The 17,736-nt window shown below is 64.8% G+C and carries 15 protein-coding genes; 8 read left to right on the top strand and 7 right to left on the bottom strand.

What is annotated here, in order from left to right; translation table 11 throughout:
- Window positions 1-263: 263 nt before the first annotated feature.
- Entirely contained in the window at window positions 264-2,153 is a 1,890-nt protein-coding gene (gene speA / locus DK366_RS06455; RefSeq protein ID WP_109124715.1) for a biosynthetic arginine decarboxylase, read from the bottom strand.
- A gap of 547 nt (window positions 2,154-2,700) precedes the next feature.
- Here speA and speE point away from each other — a divergent pair.
- Complete coding sequence (speE, locus tag DK366_RS06450) at window positions 2,701-3,555, top strand: polyamine aminopropyltransferase (protein ID WP_019466540.1); 855 nt, start codon at window positions 2,701-2,703, stop codon at window positions 3,553-3,555.
- Between the two features lie 153 nt (window positions 3,556-3,708).
- Here the strand turns inward: speE and DK366_RS06445 are convergent, their stop codons facing one another.
- Complete coding sequence (locus tag DK366_RS06445) at window positions 3,709-3,909, bottom strand: antitermination protein NusB (RefSeq protein ID WP_109124714.1); 201 nt, start codon at window positions 3,907-3,909, stop codon at window positions 3,709-3,711.
- A 167-nt stretch (window positions 3,910-4,076) separates the two neighbouring features.
- On the opposite strand from DK366_RS06445, the gene DK366_RS21380 reads away from it, so the two are divergent.
- The 5 genes from DK366_RS21380 to DK366_RS06420 all read left to right on the top strand — a co-directional run bounded on the left by DK366_RS21380 (window position 4,077) and on the right by DK366_RS06420 (window position 8,869).
- On the top strand, window positions 4,077-5,087 hold the full coding sequence (locus DK366_RS21380) for a hypothetical protein (protein ID WP_198651447.1): 1,011 nt from the start codon (window positions 4,077-4,079) through the stop codon (window positions 5,085-5,087).
- Between the two features lie 113 nt (window positions 5,088-5,200).
- Window positions 5,201-5,833, top strand: coding sequence for a ParA family protein (locus DK366_RS06435; RefSeq protein ID WP_109124751.1), 633 nt, complete (start codon window positions 5,201-5,203; stop codon window positions 5,831-5,833).
- 37 nt (window positions 5,834-5,870) lie between these two features.
- Window positions 5,871-6,344, top strand: coding sequence for a histidine phosphatase family protein (locus tag DK366_RS06430; protein WP_109124713.1), 474 nt, complete (start codon window positions 5,871-5,873; stop codon window positions 6,342-6,344).
- Between the two features lie 16 nt (window positions 6,345-6,360).
- Window positions 6,361-6,930, top strand: a complete 570-nt coding sequence (locus DK366_RS06425; RefSeq protein ID WP_109124712.1) for a YceI family protein — start codon at window positions 6,361-6,363, stop codon at window positions 6,928-6,930.
- A 76-nt stretch (window positions 6,931-7,006) separates the two neighbouring features.
- The gene (locus tag DK366_RS06420; protein WP_109124750.1) at window positions 7,007-8,869 is read left to right on the top strand and encodes a phospholipase D family protein; all 1,863 of its coding nucleotides are present in this window, start codon (window positions 7,007-7,009) and stop codon (window positions 8,867-8,869) included.
- Between the two features lie 100 nt (window positions 8,870-8,969).
- Here DK366_RS06420 and DK366_RS06415 read toward each other — a convergent pair whose 3' ends face one another.
- A complete protein-coding gene (locus DK366_RS06415) occupies window positions 8,970-9,485 on the bottom strand; it encodes an energy transducer TonB (protein WP_109124711.1) in 516 nt (171 codons plus the stop codon).
- 27 nt (window positions 9,486-9,512) lie between these two features.
- On the bottom strand, window positions 9,513-10,796 hold the full coding sequence (locus tag DK366_RS06410) for an acetyl-CoA C-acetyltransferase (RefSeq protein WP_109124710.1): 1,284 nt from the start codon (window positions 10,794-10,796) through the stop codon (window positions 9,513-9,515).
- A gap of 116 nt (window positions 10,797-10,912) precedes the next feature.
- Between DK366_RS06410 and DK366_RS06405 the strand changes: the two genes are divergently transcribed.
- Together DK366_RS06405 and DK366_RS06400 are read left to right on the top strand one after the other, a co-directional pair.
- The gene (locus DK366_RS06405; RefSeq protein ID WP_109124749.1) at window positions 10,913-12,040 is read left to right on the top strand and encodes a hypothetical protein; all 1,128 of its coding nucleotides are present in this window, start codon (window positions 10,913-10,915) and stop codon (window positions 12,038-12,040) included.
- Window positions 12,041-12,221: 181 nt separating this feature from the next.
- Window positions 12,222-14,687 (top strand): GGDEF and EAL domain-containing protein, encoded by a 2,466-nt coding sequence (locus tag DK366_RS06400; RefSeq protein WP_109124709.1) that lies wholly within the window; start codon window positions 12,222-12,224, stop codon window positions 14,685-14,687.
- A gap of 80 nt (window positions 14,688-14,767) precedes the next feature.
- On the opposite strand, the gene DK366_RS06395 is transcribed toward DK366_RS06400, so the two are convergent.
- From DK366_RS06395 to DK366_RS06385, 3 genes are read right to left on the bottom strand one after another with little or no spacing between them, the layout of a single operon-like run.
- Window positions 14,768-15,217, bottom strand: coding sequence for a GNAT family N-acetyltransferase (locus tag DK366_RS06395; RefSeq protein ID WP_109124708.1), 450 nt, complete (start codon window positions 15,215-15,217; stop codon window positions 14,768-14,770).
- 10 nt (window positions 15,218-15,227) lie between these two features.
- The gene (ntrC, locus tag DK366_RS06390; RefSeq protein WP_109124707.1) at window positions 15,228-16,622 is read right to left on the bottom strand and encodes a nitrogen regulation protein NR(I); all 1,395 of its coding nucleotides are present in this window, start codon (window positions 16,620-16,622) and stop codon (window positions 15,228-15,230) included.
- Window positions 16,615-17,625, bottom strand: coding sequence for an ATP-binding protein (locus DK366_RS06385; RefSeq protein ID WP_109124706.1), 1,011 nt, complete (start codon window positions 17,623-17,625; stop codon window positions 16,615-16,617). The genes ntrC and DK366_RS06385 overlap by 8 nt, the downstream gene beginning before the upstream one ends.
- Window positions 17,626-17,736 lie beyond the last annotated feature (111 nt).

The following is a 17,736-nucleotide window of genomic DNA, read 5'->3' as shown; positions in this document are numbered from 1 at the left end:
GTTTTCAGGTTGATGCCTGTGCCGTTGGGGCGACAAAGGCTATGCCAGCCTGCGGTGTGTGGCCATGCGACGAATGGACAACATCGCACCACGCCCTCTCCTACTCCGTCATTCCGGCGCAGGCCGGAATCCAGTTGCCGGGTGCTCGATCTTCGCGAGGCGTCAACCGACGATTTCGCGAAAAGCTCACACTATCGCTACTGGATTCCGGCCTGCGCCGGAATGACGAGCAAAAGAGTGACGCAGCGCGGCTGTTCACCGCCTCAGCGCACACCCTCGGAAAGGTAGGTATATCCGGTCAGACCTTCATTCAATGTGACAAACAGCTGTTCGGCTGCTTCGCCTTCCACACCGGCGGCGGCGATGCGCTCGCGGTAGCTGCGGCGCAGGGCTTCCAGGTCGTAGCCGACGTAGTCGAGCATCAGGTCGGTGGTATCGCCACGACGCTTGTGCGCGAAAACATACGAATCGCCGTCCACGCGCACGTTCACCGCATCGGTGTCGCCGAACAGGTTGTGGATGTCGCCCAGCGTTTCCTGGTACGCGCCGACCATGAAGATGCCGAGGCGGTAGCTCTCGTCGTCGTTCAGTGCGTGCAGCGGCAGGCTCACGTCCACGCCTTCGGCGTCGACGTAATCGTCGATGCGGCCGTCCGAATCGCAGGTCAGGTCGACGATGACGCCGCGACGCGTGGGTTCTTCATCCAGGCGCGCGATCGGTGCGATCGGGAAGATCTGGTCGATGGCCCAGATGTCCGGCACGGATTCGAACACCGAGAAATTGACGAAGTACTTGTCGACCAGCTTCTCGTCCAGCTCGTCCATCGCCTGGCGATGCGAACGCTCGGCCGGCAGCAGGCGCGTGCGCACCGCGTTGGCGATGGCGTAGTACATGTCGTCCAGGCGTGCGCGATCTTCCAGGCTCAGCTGGCCGAGCGCGTACAGCGTCTGGCCTTCGGCAAGGTGATGCTGCGCTTCGTGGAACAGTTCCAGCGCGGGGCGCGTGTCCAGTTCGTCCCAGGTTTCGCGCAGGCGGCGCAGCACGGCGGGTTCGTGGTCGTGCGCGGCTGGGATGTTGCCATCCGGCACCGGTTCCACCTCGGTCACGTTCACCACCATCACGGCGTGGTGCGCGGTCATGGCGCGGCCGGCCTCGGTGATGATGTGCGGCGCGGGCAGGTCCGCTTCCGCCACGGCTTCGGCCAGCGACTGCACGATGGTCGCGGCGTACTGTTCGATGGAGTAGTTGATGGAGTTGTGGCTGCGCGAACGCGAGCCTTCATAGTCCACGCCCAGGCCACCACCGACGTCGACGATGTCCAGCGGCACGCCCATGCGCTTCAGTTCCACGAAGTAACGCGTGGCTTCGCGCATGCCGTTGGCGATGTCGCGCACGTTGGAAATCTGCGAGCCCATGTGGAAATGCTGCAGCTTCAGCGTGTGCTTGAGGTTGGCCTTGTCCAGGCGTTCCACCAGCGTCAGCACCTGGCTGGGCGAGAGGCCGAATTTGCCCTTGTCGCCGCCGGTGTTCTGCCACTTGCCCGCACCGATGGAGGCCAGGCGCACGCGCACGCCCAGCAACGGCTCGACATTCAGGGCCTTCGCTTCGGTGAAAACGTGATCGAGCTCGGAAAGCTTTTCGATCACGATGTGCACGCGCAGGCCCAGCTTGAGGCCGATCAGCGCGAGACGGATGTATTCGCGATCCTTGTAGCCATTGCAGATGACGATGCTGCCCGGGCGCGCCATGGCCAGCACGGCCATGAGTTCGGGCTTGGAACCGGCTTCGAGGCCGAAGCCATGCTCACCGGCGGCCACCAGCTCGCCGGCCACGCCGCGCTGCTGGTTCACCTTGATCGGATAGACGGCCGTGTAGCCGCCCGCGTAGCTCCATTCACCGATGGCTTTGGCAAAGGCGTCCTGCAGGCGCTTCAAGCGGTCGGCCAGGATGTCCGGAAAGCGCACCAGCAGCGGCAAGCGCAGGCCTTCGTCGCGGGCACGATCCACGATGGCCGGCAGCGACAGCGCCGGACCCTTGGTGCCATGCGGGCGCATCACGATGTGGCCGGCGTCGTTGACGTCCACATAGCCGTCGCTCCAGTGCGGAACGGCATAGGTGTGGCGGGCAGCGTCAATGTTCCAGTGCTTCGACATGGAGGGTTCCTTGTTTTACGGGTGTAACACCCTGGACATGTCGTCGCAGCGGCGAGCCTTGACGAAACAAAGTCAGCCGGGCCGGAAGCCTCGCACGCCGCGGGGCCGCGGCTGACCTATGGGATGCTCGGAACCATTCCCTGAGAGTGGCATGGTGTCCAGAAAGCCCACAGGCTGCGGCGCGTGACGCAGTTGCAGGCTGGCTGCCTGGGCAAGTCGCGCGCCGCAGCCTGTGGGCTTTCTGGACACCACCCAAAGGGCGGGTTCTGTGTGCCCGCAGCTGCGTGCCGCGACGTCTCGACAGGCGGCCAGCCTGCCTTCGCCGACACGACACACACCTGCGGGCACACAGAACCCGTGACACCCTCAGGGAATAGTTTCGAGCATCCCTTGAATCGCGGGCAGGTTGGCACGGCGATTCGGACGGCTATTGTAACGGCCTCTTGTGACAATGTGCCGAAGATTGAGCCAGCGTCGGACCGCCCCGGAGACCCCGCTCGGCTACAATTGACGTTCTTTGAACCCTTTGATCGTCAGGAACATCCCCATGTCGCAGCACCCCAGCTGGTTCACCGAAGCCCACCAGGCCTCCGGCTCCTCCATTGGTTACCGCGTGGAGAAGCTGCTGCACGCCGAGAAAACCCCGTTCCAGACCATCGAGATCTACCAGACCACCGATTGGGGCAACCTGATGGTGATCGACGGCTGCGTCATGCTCACCAGCCGCGACAACTTCCTCTATCACGAGATGATGACCCACCCGGCCCTGTTCACCCATGCGCGCGCCAAGCGCGTGGTGATCATCGGCGGCGGCGACTGCGGCACGCTGCGTGAAGTGCTCAAGCACGAGGAAGTGGAGCACGCGGTGCAGGTGGAAATCGACGAGCGCGTGACGCGCCTGGCCGAGCAGTACTTTCCGGAACTGTGCGATTCCAACAACGATCCGCGCGCCGAACTGCTGTTCATCGACGGCATCAAGTACATGGCCGAAGCCGAGCCGGAATCGCTGGACCTGATCATCGTGGACTCGACCGACCCGGTCGGCCCGGCCGAAGGCCTGTTCAACGCCGCCTTCTATGCCAGCTGCTACAAGGCCCTGCGCCACGGCGGCATCCTGGTGCAGCAGTCCGAATCGCCGATTGCCCACCTGGAACTGATCAAGTCCATGCGTTCGGCCATGCGCACGGCCGGCTTCAGCGCCGTGAAGACCCTGCCGTTCCCGCAGCCGTGCTACCCCACCGGCTGGTGGAGCTGCACCATGGTCCGCAAGGGTGGCGACCTGGCCGGCTTCCGCGAGCGCGGCGCGCTGAGCAAGAACTTCCCGACCCGCTACTACAACGCCGATATCCACAAGGCGGCGCTGGCCCAGCCGGAATTCATGCGCGAGGCGCTGGGCGAGTAACGAGAGTAAGTCGGCCGCTCCGCGGCCTGGAAAGCCGCTCGCTGCGCTCGCTGTAAAAAAGTAAGGGGAGAGCGGGCTTTTGCTTTCCCCCTTTCCAGGCTCGCGCTAGCGAGCCGACTTTCCATTTGCAGGCGCCATCGGCGCCGACTCACATCAAAACAGCGTCTGCCGCGCCTTCGGCATCAGCACCAGCACCAGCGTGGCGATGGGGCCCAGCACCAGCGACAGCAGGAACCACAACAGTCCACTGCGATTCTTGCCCTGGGCGAGGCCGGCGTTGATCAGGGCCAGCGTGCCCCAGCCGACGAACCAGGGGGCGGCGCGGCCATCGGCCAGTAGGGAAATGTCGTTCACGTAGTCTTCTCCTGTGCTGCGCAGGATGACGTGTCACCCCGGGGCGTCGCGAAGCGGCCATGCTAGCAAGGCAGGGCGCGTTCTCCCGCCTGCCGCATGAGCGCGGATCAGGCGAGCTTAATCCTCGGGCGTTATCCTGATCGTTGGCTTTTTGTAAGGAACACTCGATGCTCGGACGGCAACTGATCCCCCTGGCCCTGCTGCTGGCGGCAGCTTCCGGCCCCGCCCTGGCGGCCAAGACGCCATCGCCGGATGCCCAACAGAACGCGCGCCGCCAGGCGCTGCTGCAGTACCAGAAGGACCTGGTGAGCGTCGCCGCCCCCCAGGCCGATCCGATTCCCCTGATGGGCGCCGCCCTGCTCGCCCGCCCGCTGAAGGATCAGCCGGACTTCAACAGCTATCACACGCTGATCGACCGCGCTGCCGCCGCCGAAGGCGCGGGGCCGGAAATCAGCTGGGTGCGCCTGAGCGATTGCGACAGCAAGGCCGGCGATTGCCCGAACGCCGACGCGGCCACCAAGCTGGTGCAGCAGGCGCCGGACAACGCTGCCGTGTGGATGCTCAAGCTGGGCCAGGACATTCGCGACGGCAAGAACGACGATGCCCGCCAGGACATCGCCAAGGCCGCCTCGGCCAAGGTTTATGACGATTACGCCGGCGCCACGCTGAAGGCACTGTCCACCACCGTGACCACGCTGCCGCCGCCGGCCAATGTGGTCGGTCCGCTGTCGGGCATGAATGGCGCGGACGTGCAGCTGACCCTGGTGTTCGGCCTGGCCGAAGGTCAACCGCAACCGGCGCTGCAAGCCACCTCGCGCCTGTGCGAGGACAACGCCGACAAGGCGGACATCAAGGCGGACTGCCTGAAGCTGGGCAAGCTGCTCGAATGGGGTTCCAGCCCGCTGGCCCGTTCGCTGGGGCTGCATCTGCGCGAAGTGCTGGCCGATGACGACTCGCAGAAAGAAGACGCCAAGCGGGCGCGCCGCAACCTGGTGTGGCAGGTGCAGAGCTTCTCGGAGCTCTCGGTGCGGGCCAAGGGCGACATGGCCATTGCCCAGCATCTCCTCAAGCTGGCCCGCTCCGGCGGCACGCAGATGAGCCTGGTGCTCACCGCACTTCACGACTACAACATGCCCGTGGATGCACCTTCTGACTGGGAGCCTTCCAAAGCGGGTTGAGCTTCACGACGGGTATCCACAACTCGGGTTGCCAGTCGCAGCACTCACCGCTTGTATGGGTGCCCCGGCCATCGTGTAGGCTGGGCCCCGGCTTGGACACCTGGGGCGGCATCATGCTGACGGTACTGGTAGCAAGCAGCAAAGGCGGTTGCGGCAAGAGCACCGTGGTCACGCAGTTGGCCTCGCATTGGGCGCAGGATGGCAAGCACACGGCCATCGTCGACGCCGACCGGCAGAAGTCCGGTTTCCGCTGGGCGGCCAATCGCCCGGACAACGTTCCCGGCGTGCTCGCCATCGAAGGCGGACGCAAAGCGCTGGACAAGATTCCTCCCGATACCCAGCGCGTGCTTATCGACACGCCTGCCGGTTCGCAGGAGAAAGACCTGGAACCCTATCTCGAGAAGGCCGACGTGGTGCTGGTGCCCGTGCTGCCGTCAACCTTCGACCTCGATGCCACGTTCGGCTTCCTCGAGGAACTCAAGCAGATCAACCGCATCAAACGGGGCAAGCTGCCGGTGGGCCTGGTGGGCAATCGCCTGAAGCCGTGGACGAATGCCAGCCAGGACGCCATGGCGCGGGTGGCCGAGCAGGCGCCGTTTCCGCTGGTGGCGCAGTTGCGTGACAGCCAGGCCTATGTGCTGCTGACCGCACTCGGCAAGGGTATCTTTGATTACGCTTCGGAAAACGTTCGAAGCCAGCAGGAGGACTGGAAGCATCTTCTGCGCTGGATCAAGCGCCAGCACTGACATCGCGTGTCCTGCGTGGCACGACTGGGAGCCAAACATGCAAGAACTCATCCTGTTGCGTCACGCTGAAGCCCAACCGGCACCGTCCGGCGGCGATGATCACAGCCGACGCCTGAGCGGACGCGGAGAGCAGGAAGCCAAGGCCGCCGGCAAATGGCTGGCATCGCACGGGGTCAAGGTGGACCGTGTGCTGTGCTCGCCTTCGGAACGCACCCGCGCCACCGCCGAGCTCGCCCTCGCCGCTTATGGCAAGTCGCCAGGCACCCAATTCGCCGACGACATCTACGAAGCCACGCCCGGCGAACTCATGGCGTTGCTCGACCAGCACGGCGATGCCGGCACGGTCATGCTGGTAGGCCACAACCCCGGCATCGAACGACTGGTGGCGCTGCTGGTGGAAGGCCGTTCCGACGAGTTCCGCGGCATGCCGCCCGGCGGTCTCGCGGTATTGCACCTCAACGGTACGCTTGAACCCGGCAACGCGCGTTTGGATGCCTTCTGGTCCCCATGACCACCTTCGGGCTCCCATGACGTTACCGTTTGCCAGCGCCTGCCTGCTGCTGATGCTGCTGATGATGCAGCCAGCGCAGGCGGCCGATTACCGCATCGATCCCGCACGCTCCCACGCCGATTTCGGCGTCAAGCTGTTCTGGCTCAGCCAGATCAGCGGCCGTTTCGAAGAAATCGACGGCGACGTGACCCTGAGCGCCCTGCACGACACCGCCATCGTCGATGCGCGCATCACGGTCGACAGCATCCACATGGGTTCGGACCGTGTCCGTCGCTGGGTGCTGGCGCCGGAATTCTTCGACGCCTCGCGGTTTCCTTCGATCCACTTCGTCTCCGAACCCATTTCGCTGGACATGCTGGAGAAAGGCGGCGACCTCGATGGCACGCTGACCTTGCGCGGCGTGACCAAGCCAGCGCGTTTCGAAGTGCTTCCTTCGCACTGCCCACTCGCGTCGCCGCAGCAATGCGTGATTTCCGTACGCGGCACCATCCAGCGCAGCGACTTCGGCATGAGCGGTCATCGCACGGCCATCTCGGACCAGGTGCAGTTGGGCATGATGATCAGTCTGGATTACCCCAAGCGTTAATACCCCAGGCGTTAACTGCCCCAGGCGTTAAGCGGCGCCTCAAGGGAACGTCATGCTTCTCCCGTATCATGCGCGCATGCGCCAGCGCGGGATCGCCGTCTCCCTATTGTTTGCAGCGATCCTGATGCTCTCGGGATGCAGCGTGTCGCCTTCGCGCGTGCACCGCGCCGATGTCGTGGTCGCCACCGATTCACCGCGCCAGCTTGATTGCGACCGATACGATCACTGCGCCATCGACTCGGCATTGATTGATGCCGGCCAGCAGGCCATGGCCGACTCCACGCCCGATCAACCCGTGCATGTGGTGACGCTGCTCAACGACAGCGAGGCGGCGATGGTGGCGCGGCTCAACCTGATTCGCGCCGCGCAGCACAGCATCGACGTGCAGACCTACATCTGGGACCAGGACGACGCCGGCCAGCTGGTGCTCAACGAACTGATCAAGGCGGCGCGACGCGGCGTGAAGGTGCGCATCCTTGCCGACCAGCTGTTCTCCTTCGGCGACCCGGTGCTGCTCGAACGACTCGCCACCGTGCACGAGAACCTGGAAGTACGCCTGTACAACCCCACGTTCCACGAAGCGCAGACCTCGGCAGTGGAGTTCAGCGCGAGCATCGTGTGCTGCTTCATGACGTTCAACCAGCGCATGCACAACAAGCTGCTGCTGGTGGACAACCTGATCGGCATCACCGGCGGGCGCAATTACCAGGATCGCTACTTCGACTGGGACAACGATTTCGACTACGTCGATCGCGATGTGATGGTGGGCGGCCCGGCAGCACACGAAATGGCCCGCAGTTTCGAGACGTTCTGGCACCACAAACGCTCCACGCCGTTGACGCAGTTGCGCGATGTGAATCGCTACCTGCTCGACGACATCCACCCCGGCCCCATGCCGGAACCGCACTATGCGCATCCGCAGCGCGTGGCGCGCGTGATGGAAGAAGCCAGCGATCCGGCCTGGATCGACGACGTGCTGGTGTCCGACACGCTGCGTACCGGTCGCGTGGATTTCTTCAGCGACCTGCCGGCTAAAACGGATCAACCCGACAAGCGAAGCGCCCACGAATTCACCACGCACCTCATGCGCATGGTCGGTGCCGCACAACATGAAGTGGTGCTGCAGACGCCGTACCTGGTGTTGAGCGACCGCGCCAAGGCGATTTTCGAGCGGCTGCATCAGGGAGCGTCGCCGCCACGCATCGTGGTGTCGACCAATTCGCTGGCTTCCACCGATGCTTTCGCGGTCTATGCCCTCTCGTACAAACACCGCAAGAGTTACTTGAAGGACTTCGGCTTCGAGATCTACGAGATGAAGCCACACGCCGCCGGCCCCGCCGAAGACAACGCGGATGCCGCCGACGACGAAGGACCGCCACTTTCAACGGATGGCACGCCGGCCCATCGACGCGTCGGTACCGAACGCGGCCTGCTCGCCAGTCGCAGCGGTGCACGGCGCAACCGCCCGGCACCGCTGACCACGCCGGGACGCCGTTTTGGACTGCACGCCAAATCCATTGTGGTGGACGACGATTTCGCGATGGTCGGTTCGCACAATTTCGACCCGCGTTCGGACCACTACAACACCGAAGCGGGCGTGATCGTGTACGACGCACGCTTCGCCACCGAGCTGCGCGAAAGCATCCTGCGTGACACGCAGCCGGAGAATGCATGGGTGATCGCACCGCGCCAGCAGAGCAGCCTGAGCATGGCCATCGGCGACTTCTCCGCAAGCCTGCCCATCTTCGACCTATGGCCGTACCGCTACGCCACCAGCTACGAACTCAAGGCCGGCTGCACGCCGATGCGTCCGAGCGATCCCGCGTTCTTCAGTTGCTACACGCCGGTGGGTGACTTCCCCGATGTGGACGTATCGCCGAAGCTGATCTACACGCGCCTGATCACGGCGTTCGGGGCGGGCGTGCAGGGCGTGCTGTAACCGGGGCGATGCCGTCACCTGTGGGAGCGCATCCTGTGCGCGATGGCTCCTGCGAACGACTGTCGCGCACAGGGTGTGCTCCCACGACACCAGGGTGAGGTCAGGGCGGCGCGGCAGGCCTGTCGTCGAAGCGCATCACCACCACGCCGCTCAAACCCTCGGGATGATCGCTGGGCACGGCAAAGCGCCAGCGGCTTACCGTCTGCAACGCACGATCGTCGAGTGCTGCGTTGCCACTGGATTCGGCCACGGTCGACTGCGCTACCCGGCCTTCACCGTCCACGGTAAGCCGCAACATCACGCGCCCATTGGCGAATACGCTGCGTTGCAGCCAACGCGCGGGCAAGGACGGCGTTTCGACGGGTGTGAGCGCGGGAAGGCGTTCCTCGGAAGGCACCGGCATCGGTGCGCTCGCCGGATGATCGATGGCGGCGCCATGTTCGACGGGGCGCGCATGGCGCCGACGCAACACCATCCGCACCGGATCGCGCGAGGCCGACACCATGCCAGCCGGACCTTTCCAGTCGCCGGTCAACGTGCTCAACCAGAACGTGCCCGCCACGCCGATGGCCAACGCAAGCAGGCTCAGGCTGACGGTGGTGCGCAAACGAAACATGCAACAACCAGCCGCGTACCGGGCCGATCAGCGCTCGAGAATGGCGGTGACGCCCATGCCGCCGGCCGTGCAGATGGAAATCAGGCCGCGGCCCGAGCCCTTCTGTTCCAGCATCTTGGCCAGCGTGGCGACGATGCGCGCGCCGGTGGCGGCAAACGGATGGCCCGTGGCCAGGCTGGAACCGTTGACGTTGAGCTTGGCCGGATCAATGGCGCCCAGCGGATGGTCCAGGCCGAGACGGTTCTTGCAGTAATCGGCGCTTTCCCATGCACGCAGCGTGCACAGCACCTGCGCCGCAAAGGCTTCGTGGATCTCGTAGAAATCGAAGTCCTGCAGGGTAAGGCCGTTTCGCGCGAGCATGCGCGGCACGGCCACGGTGGGCGCCATCAGCAGGCCTTCGCCGTGCACGAAATCCACGGCCGCCACTTCCGCATCGCGAAACCATGCCTGCACTTTCAGGCCGCGCCTGGTGGCCCACTCCTCGGTGCCCATCAGCACGGCGGCAGCGCCATCGGAAAGACCAGTGGAGTTGCCCGCCGTGAGCGTGCCGTGACCCGAACTCTTGTCGAACGCCGGCTTCAGCGAGGCCAGCTTTTCCATCGTGCTGTCCGGACGCAGGAAACCGTCGCGTTTCAAACCGCGGAACGGCACCACCAGGTCTTCGAAGAAACCCGCTTCATACGCGGCCGCCAGCTTGTGGTGGCTGTCGAGCGCCAGCTGATCCTGTGCCTGACGGGCGATGTGCCACTCCTTGGCCATCTTTTCGCAGTGGTCGCCCATCGACATGCCGGTACGCGGCTCGGCCACGCCGGGAAAGGCGGGCTTGAGTTCGCGCAGCGAGAAGCCCTGCGTGGCCGCACGCAGCTTGTCCTGCCAGGTCTTGCCGCGGTTCATGGCGAGCAGGCGCTTGCGCAGGCGCTCACCGAGCACGATGGGCACATCGCTGGTGGTGTCCGAACCACCGGCAATGCCCGCTTCGATCTGGCCGGTGGCGATCTTGTTGGCGATGATGATGGCGTTGTCCAGCGAGGTACCGCAGGCGCGCGCCGTGGTGATGGCAGGCGTGGTGGGCGCCAGGCCCGAGGACAGCACGGCCTCGCGGGCCAGATTCCACTCGGACGAGTGCTTGATCACCGCGCCCATCGCCACTTCGCCCAGCTCCAGGCCATGCAGGCCGAAACGCTCCACCAGCGACCCAAGCACCTTCACCGACATGCCGAAGTTGCCGACGTCGGCGTAGGCGGTGTTGTTGCGGCAGAACGGGATACGTACGCCGCCGATCACACCGACGCGCTTGAGCGTGTTTTCCATGGCTGGAGCAGTCCGAAAAAGCCGAGTCGTCAAGGCTAACCCGCCCCGATACGGCACGGAAGCCCAAAACCGCCCAGATGCTAGAATTCGGTTCTTTATTGTTCGGGTTCGTGATCGTGGAAGCTCAAACGCTCGTTGCCCTTCCGGTGGTCCTGGCGCTGGAGCTGTCCGCCGGCGACACGCCCTCGCACCGTACGCTGAGCCGTGACGAGGCCGCCGAGCTCGCCGCGCTGGTCGCCGAGGACCTCCACGCGCTGGTGCCCCAGGTAAGCGAAGCCCGCCTGGCCGTGGCCGGCGCGCTGTTCGATGCGGTGGAATTGCTGCGCCCCGGTTTCCCGGTGTGGGCGACCCTGGACGAGCTGGCCCGTCGCGTGCCGCGCGGCCATCTGGACAACGTGGTGGCCTTTGGCACCCATGAAGGTCACATGCCGGCGCAGCCGCTGGAGCCCGAAGCGGCCTTCGCCGATGGCCCGATGCGCCTGCTGCCCATGTCGCTGCTGGCGCCCGAGTCTCTCGCCGAGAGCCTGTCGGAAAAACTGGAAGTGGAACTGGTGGGCCGTGGCGAGGCCGGTGCCCGCACCGCGGACTGGCTGATGCGCACGCTGGGCGTCCGCCTGGAACACGCGCGCTACCTCAGCCGCAACGACCTGCTCGCGCTGACCTGCGTGCAGTACGAGCACGTCAACCTCGCGCCGCTGTGGACGCTACTGGAGTCGGCGCTGCTCACACCCTATCGCGATGAAACCACCATGAGCGCGCGCGGCCTCACGCTGCGCTATCACGAGGGCAAGGTGGAAGCGCAGTCACCGCTCGACTGGCTGCGTCACCAGCCCGGGGACGTGAGTCAGCGCGCCCACGACTTCGCCGGCCTGCTGTTCGAATTGCGCCAGTACGCCGCCTTGCTTGGCGCGCATCACTTGCCGCTCGTCCTCGCCGATGGCGAACCCACGTCCGGATACTTGCTCGAGACCTTCGGCCATACCGATGCCGGCTACGATGCGCCCGCGCTGTACGCTCATGAAGCGCCGGGCCTTGGCGTGGTTGCGGTAACCGTCGCGCAGCGCGGCGATGGCGGCCGTGCCCGCGTGCTGGCGCATGGTTATCCGCTGCATCCCAAGGCGCTTGGACCCCTGGTGTCCGCATTGGCGGATCGCTACGGCATTGCGTCGGATGTGCATGCCCTGGGCTGCATCCTGCTCGATGCGGATGGACAGCTCGGCGCGCCGGCCGACGCCCTCCACTGATGATTGACGCATCCCTGTTCACCCGTGAACAGGGATGCGATGCACCTTCGTTGTCCGTGCCGCTGCACCTGCCCGAATAAAAGCTGACGAGGCTGGCCACACGGATAGTGCGAACGCCCCCCGAATTGGCGCATGATGCGTCGATAAGGCGCGGGGGGTGCGCCACCGGGCCGAAACCCAGATGCGCCAAACCGATCACGAGTTCGTCCCTGCAGGAGGCGAGGCCCAATGGCCAGCGCATGTATTGCAGGGCGCACCCGCGCTGATCACCTACATCGATACCGAGCGACGCTTCCGCTTCGCCAATGCCACGCACCAGTCGTGGCTGGGCATTGATCCCCAACGCATGCTGGGCCGCACGGTCGATGAGATCATCGGCATCTGGAACCTGCAGCGTGCCGGTTCCAGCCTGGACCAGGCATTGGCCGGCGAGCCCTCGGTGTATGAAGGCGAGCTCCAGGCCGGCAATGCACTGTTCTACGTGCACGGCAACTTCCAGCCCGATGTGGACAGCGACGGCCATGTCCGTGGTGTGTTCACCGTATTCATGGACATCACCGCGCGCTACGCCCTCGAACAGCAGTTGCGCGAAAGCGAGCAGCGCTTCTTCGGCGCGTTCCAGCACGCACCCATCGGCATGGCACTGGTCACCACGGAAGGCCACATGCTTCGCGTCAACGAAGCGCTGTGCGACATGCTTGGCTACAGCGAGGAAGAATTGCTGTCGCGTACGCTACCTGGCCTGACCCACGTCGACGACCTGCCCGCCTCGCGCGAGCTGACGCGCGCCTTGCGCGAAGGTCACCGCGAAACCTACCAGCTGGAAAAGCGCTACATCCATCGCGACGGGCACGTGGTGCATGTGCTGCTCAACGTGTCACTGGTGCGCGCCGTGAAGGGCGAGCCCTATCACGCGGTGGCGCAGATTCTCGACATCAGCCAACGCAAGTCCTACGAAGAAGCCCTGTTCCGCGAACGCGAACTGGCCGAGGTCACGCTGCGCTCCATCGGCGATGCCGTGATCACCACCGACCTGAAGCACTGCGTGACCTCGCTCAACCCTATCGCCGAAGCGATGACCGGCTGGAGCCAGGCCGAGGCAGTGGGCAAGCCGATGAGCGAAGTGTTCCGCCTCATCGACAGCCGCACGCGCGAACCGCTGCACAGCCCGCTGCTCGATGCGATCGCGCGCGACGCCATCGTCGAGCTGAAGGGCAATGCAGTGCTGCTGCACCGTAACGGGTTTGAAACGCCCATCGAGGATTCCGCCGCATCCATCCACGACCACGCCGGCAGCGTCATCGGTGGCGTGCTGGTGTTCCACGACGTAAGCGAGACACGCGCGCTGGCGTTGAAGATGGCGCACCTCGCCCAGCACGACACGCTTACTGGCCTGCCCAACCGCAGCCTGCTGCAGTCGCGCCTTGAACAGGTGCTCGCTGCTGCCGTGCGTCGTCATGACGAAGCCGCACTGCTGCACATCGACATCGATCACTTCAAGCTGATCAACGACGCACTCGGCCATGCCGCCGGCGATGAATTGCTGCGCGCCTTCGCTGCCCACCTGCGGCATCACCTGCGCAACGAAGACACCGTCAGCCGCATCGGCGGCGACGAATTCGTCGTTCTTCTCTCGCACGTGGATGGCCGCTCCGGTGCCAGCCAGCTGTGCGAAAAGCTGATGCGCCTGTGGCAGGCCTCGCCGGCCAGCAAGATGGGCGAGTTCAACATCACCTTCAGCACCGGCATCAGCGTCTATCCGGACGATGCGCTGGAAGCGGAAGTGATGCTGCGCAATGCCGACATCGCCATGTACGAAGTGAAGATGAAGGGGCGCAACGACTACCGCTTCTTCACCTCGCAGATGAGCGAACTGCCCGCCGCGCGCCTGCGCATCGAGCAGGACCTGCGCAAGGCGCTCAAGCGTGGCGACCTGCACCTGCATTACCAGCCGAAGGTCGATGCGCTCACCAACACCATCGTCGGTGCCGAGGCGCTGTTGCGCTGGCAGGTCGATGGCCACGATGTGTACATGCCCGACCAGTTCATTCCGGTGGCGGAAGAAAGCGGCCTGATCGTGCCCATCGGCGAATGGGTAATCCGCGAAGCCTGCCGCCAGGCCGGCGAGTGGTACCGCGCCGGCAAGGCCATCGTGGTGGCAGTGAATGTGGCCGCGCCGCAGTTCCAGCATCCGGGTTTCCACGCGACGCTCAAGGCCGCACTGGAAGAAGCGCAGCTGCCGCCGTCATTGATCGAACTGGAACTCACCGAGCGCATGGTGATGTCCGCCGGCGATCAGAGCCGCGCGCTGATGCAAGGCATCAAGGATCTGGGCGTGAGCCTGGCGCTGGATGATTTCGGCACCGGCTATTGCAGCCTTTCGTACCTCAAGTATTTCCCCATCGATGCGCTGAAGATCGACCGCACCTTCGTGCGCGACATTGCCAGCGATGCGGACAACGCGGCCATTACCGACGCCATCATCACCATGGCGCGCGGACTGGACATGAGCGTGGTCGCCGAAGGCGTGGAAACCGCCGCCCAGGCCGAACATCTGCGCCGCGCGGGTTGCTCGCTGCTGCAGGGCTTCCTGTTTGGTACCGCGATTCCGCCGGAAGAATTCAGCAGGCAGTTGCTGGTTGCCTGAGGGGCGTCCTGTCGCGCACAAGTGCGCTCCTACAAGGGCGCACACTCTTTGTAGGAGCGCACTTGTGCGCGACAACCCCCTCAGAATTCCGCTTCGTACATGAAGTAGTGACACCGCTCCATGCCCAGCCCCGCATACGTGCGCTGCGCCCGTTCGTTCTCCGTCTCCACGTAAAGACGCAATCCCACAGCACGTGCCTGCTTCGCGCGATCTTTCGCCTCTTCGTACAGCCGGCGAAACACGCCTTCGCGACGCGCGGACTCCACTACGTAGACGCTCTGTATCCACCAGAAGTCGCCCGCGCGCCAATCGCTCCATTCATAGGTTACCAACAGGCAACCGACGGGTTCCTTGTCGCGCTCGGCCAGCAGGTAGAAGCCGCGACGCGGTTCGTCGAACACTGCCGTCACGCCGCGATGGATCACGGCTGGCTCCAGCGCCTTGTGTTCGGTTTCCCACGCCATCGCGGTGTTCCACTGCGCGATGTGTTCGATGTCGCCGCGATCGGCGATGCGAATGGCGATGCTCATGATCGATCTCTCAGGATTTGGACGGCCGGCGCGAACGCGATGCACCAAGCTTTCGTGTCAGCGTATTGCGGCCTACGCCAAGGGCTGCAGCAGCATGCTGGCGATGGCCTTCGTGCGCCTCCAGCGCTACCTGCAACAACGTGTGGTCCAATGCTTCGCGGGCGCGTGTATGAATATCAATCTCACCATCCGCCAATGCCTGCGAGGCCCATACGCGTAACCCGTCCGTCCATCCGCCCGCCGTGCCGGTGGTCGGGCTCGAACCGAGGTCCGACGGCAATATCTCGTTGCCCGGCGCGATGACCGCAAGGCGGCGGCACAGGTTTTCCAGCTCGCGCACGTTGCCGGGGAAATCGCGCTGCGCAATCGCCTTCAACGCAGCCTTGGAGAAACGCTTCGGCGGCAGACGCAATTCCTGCGCGGCGCTGGCGAGGAAATGCTGGGCCAGCACGGGAATGTCGCTGCGGCGCTGACTCAACGGTGGCAGTTCGATGCGCACCACGTCGAGGCGATGCTTGAGGTCGGCGCGGAACTGACCCGAGGCCACGCGCGCATCCAGATCCTGATGCGTCGCCGCCACGATGCGAACGTTGCCGCGAATCAACTCGCGGCCACCCACGCGGTAGAACTCACCACCTGCGAGCACGCGCAGCAGCCGCGTCTGCAGCGCCAGCGGCATGTCGCCAATTTCGTCCAGGAACAGCGTGCCGCCTTCGGCCTGCTCGAAACGACCAGCGTGGCGGCGTGTGGCGCCAGTGAATGCGCCTGCTTCGTGCCCGAACAATTCGCTTTCCAGCAGCTCGCTGGGAATGGCTGCGGTATTGAGCGCAACGAACGGCTTGTCGCGTCGTGCGCTTTCTTCGTGCAACGCACGCGCCACCAGTTCCTTGCCGGTACCGGTTTCACCGGTGATCAGCACGTTGAGGTCGCTGGCAGCCACGCGGCCGATCAAACGGAACACTTCGCGCATCGCCGGACTTTCACCCAGCAGCGCATGCGCGGGCGCAGTGGTCGTCACGGGCGTGGAAGCCACCGGCACATCGGCCAGCGCGCGTTGCACGGCGGCAACGGCCTGGTCGAGGTCGAACGGTTTGGCCAGGTAATCCACTGCGCCCGCGCGATATGCCGCGGCCGTGGTGGCGACATCGGTGAACGCACTCATCACGATGACCGGCCCGACGCCGTCTGCTTTCAACGCAGCCACAAGCGCCAGTCCACCTTCGCCCGGCATGCGCACATCGGTGAGCAGCAGGGCGGGAGACGACGTGCGCAAGGCGGCGCGCACTTCTTCCGCATCGCCAAATTCACGCACAGGCAAACCCGCGTCACGCAGCGCTTCGGCCAGCACGAAGCGGACGCCGCGGTCGTCATCGGCAATCCAGATCTCGGTGCGTGACTCAGTCATGGGTATGTCCCATCGGCAGATAAAGAGAGAACGTGGTTTCGCCAGCGCGCCCCACGTGGCGCAATTCGCCGCCGTGGTCACGGGCAATCTCGCGGGCGAGCGCCAGGCCAAGGCCGCTGCCATCGGCGCGTCCGGACACCAGCGGTTCGAACAAGGTGTCGCGCAAGGGCTCAGGCACACCCGGGCCGTCGTCGATGACATCGACACGCAAGGCCATGCGTGCCGTGCGTTCACCCAACCGCACGGCGGGTTCGGCACGCGTGCGGAAAACCAGCGTTTTTGCGCCCGCCTCAATGGCGTTGCGCGCGAGGTTGAGCAGCAGTTGAAGCAGGCGATCCGCGTCGCCGTAGATATCCGGCAGGCTCGGATCGTAGTCGTGGCGAATCGTGGGCGGCGACGACTCAGCCTGGAGCAGATCGCCCAGGCGTTCGAGTTGTTCATGGATGTTCACCTCGCCGAGTTGAGCGGCGCCGCCGTGATGCAGCAGGCGATTGGCCAGCGCCGCCAGGCGATCGGCTTCCGCAATCACCAGACCCGCCAGGTTGCGCAGCTGTTCGTCGTCAACGCGCCGCTGCAGCAACTGCGCGGCGCCACGCAAACCGGCGAGGGGATTCTTCACCTCATGCGCAAAACCGCGCAGCGTGGCCGAGATCGGCGTATCGGAGGCAGCCGGCGGCGCCAACGCGTGAACTTCCAGCAACAATTCGCCACTGGCCAGCCGCTGCATCGACACATCCACCCGCGCCATCTCGCCTCGCGCGGATGGCACCTCGATCCCGCGCAACTGATGCGGCGATGGCTCGCGCAAGGCGCGCTGCGCCTGCGCCATCCACTCCGGCCGATGCAGCAACACCGCCAATGACTGCCCCACCGCGCTGCGCGGACCGATATCCAGCAATTCCGCCAGCGCCGGATTGACCCACAGCAGACGCAGCCCCGCATCTGCCAAGGCCACCCCGGTCGCCAACGGCTCCGCCCATGCACGCGAGCCCTTATCGTTCATTGCACCATGATGGACAACGCTTAGGTTTGGTGCAATGCCTGTGGAAGAGCATTTGCTATGTGCTATGACTGAGGTTATCCCATTCTCAGATATGCACGGCCTTAAGCCCCC

The sequence above is a fragment of the Dyella sp. C11 genome, assembly GCF_003121485.1.
Classification (GTDB): domain Bacteria; phylum Pseudomonadota; class Gammaproteobacteria; order Xanthomonadales; family Rhodanobacteraceae; genus Dyella.
This window is presented reverse-complemented; position numbering and strand designations above follow the sequence as displayed.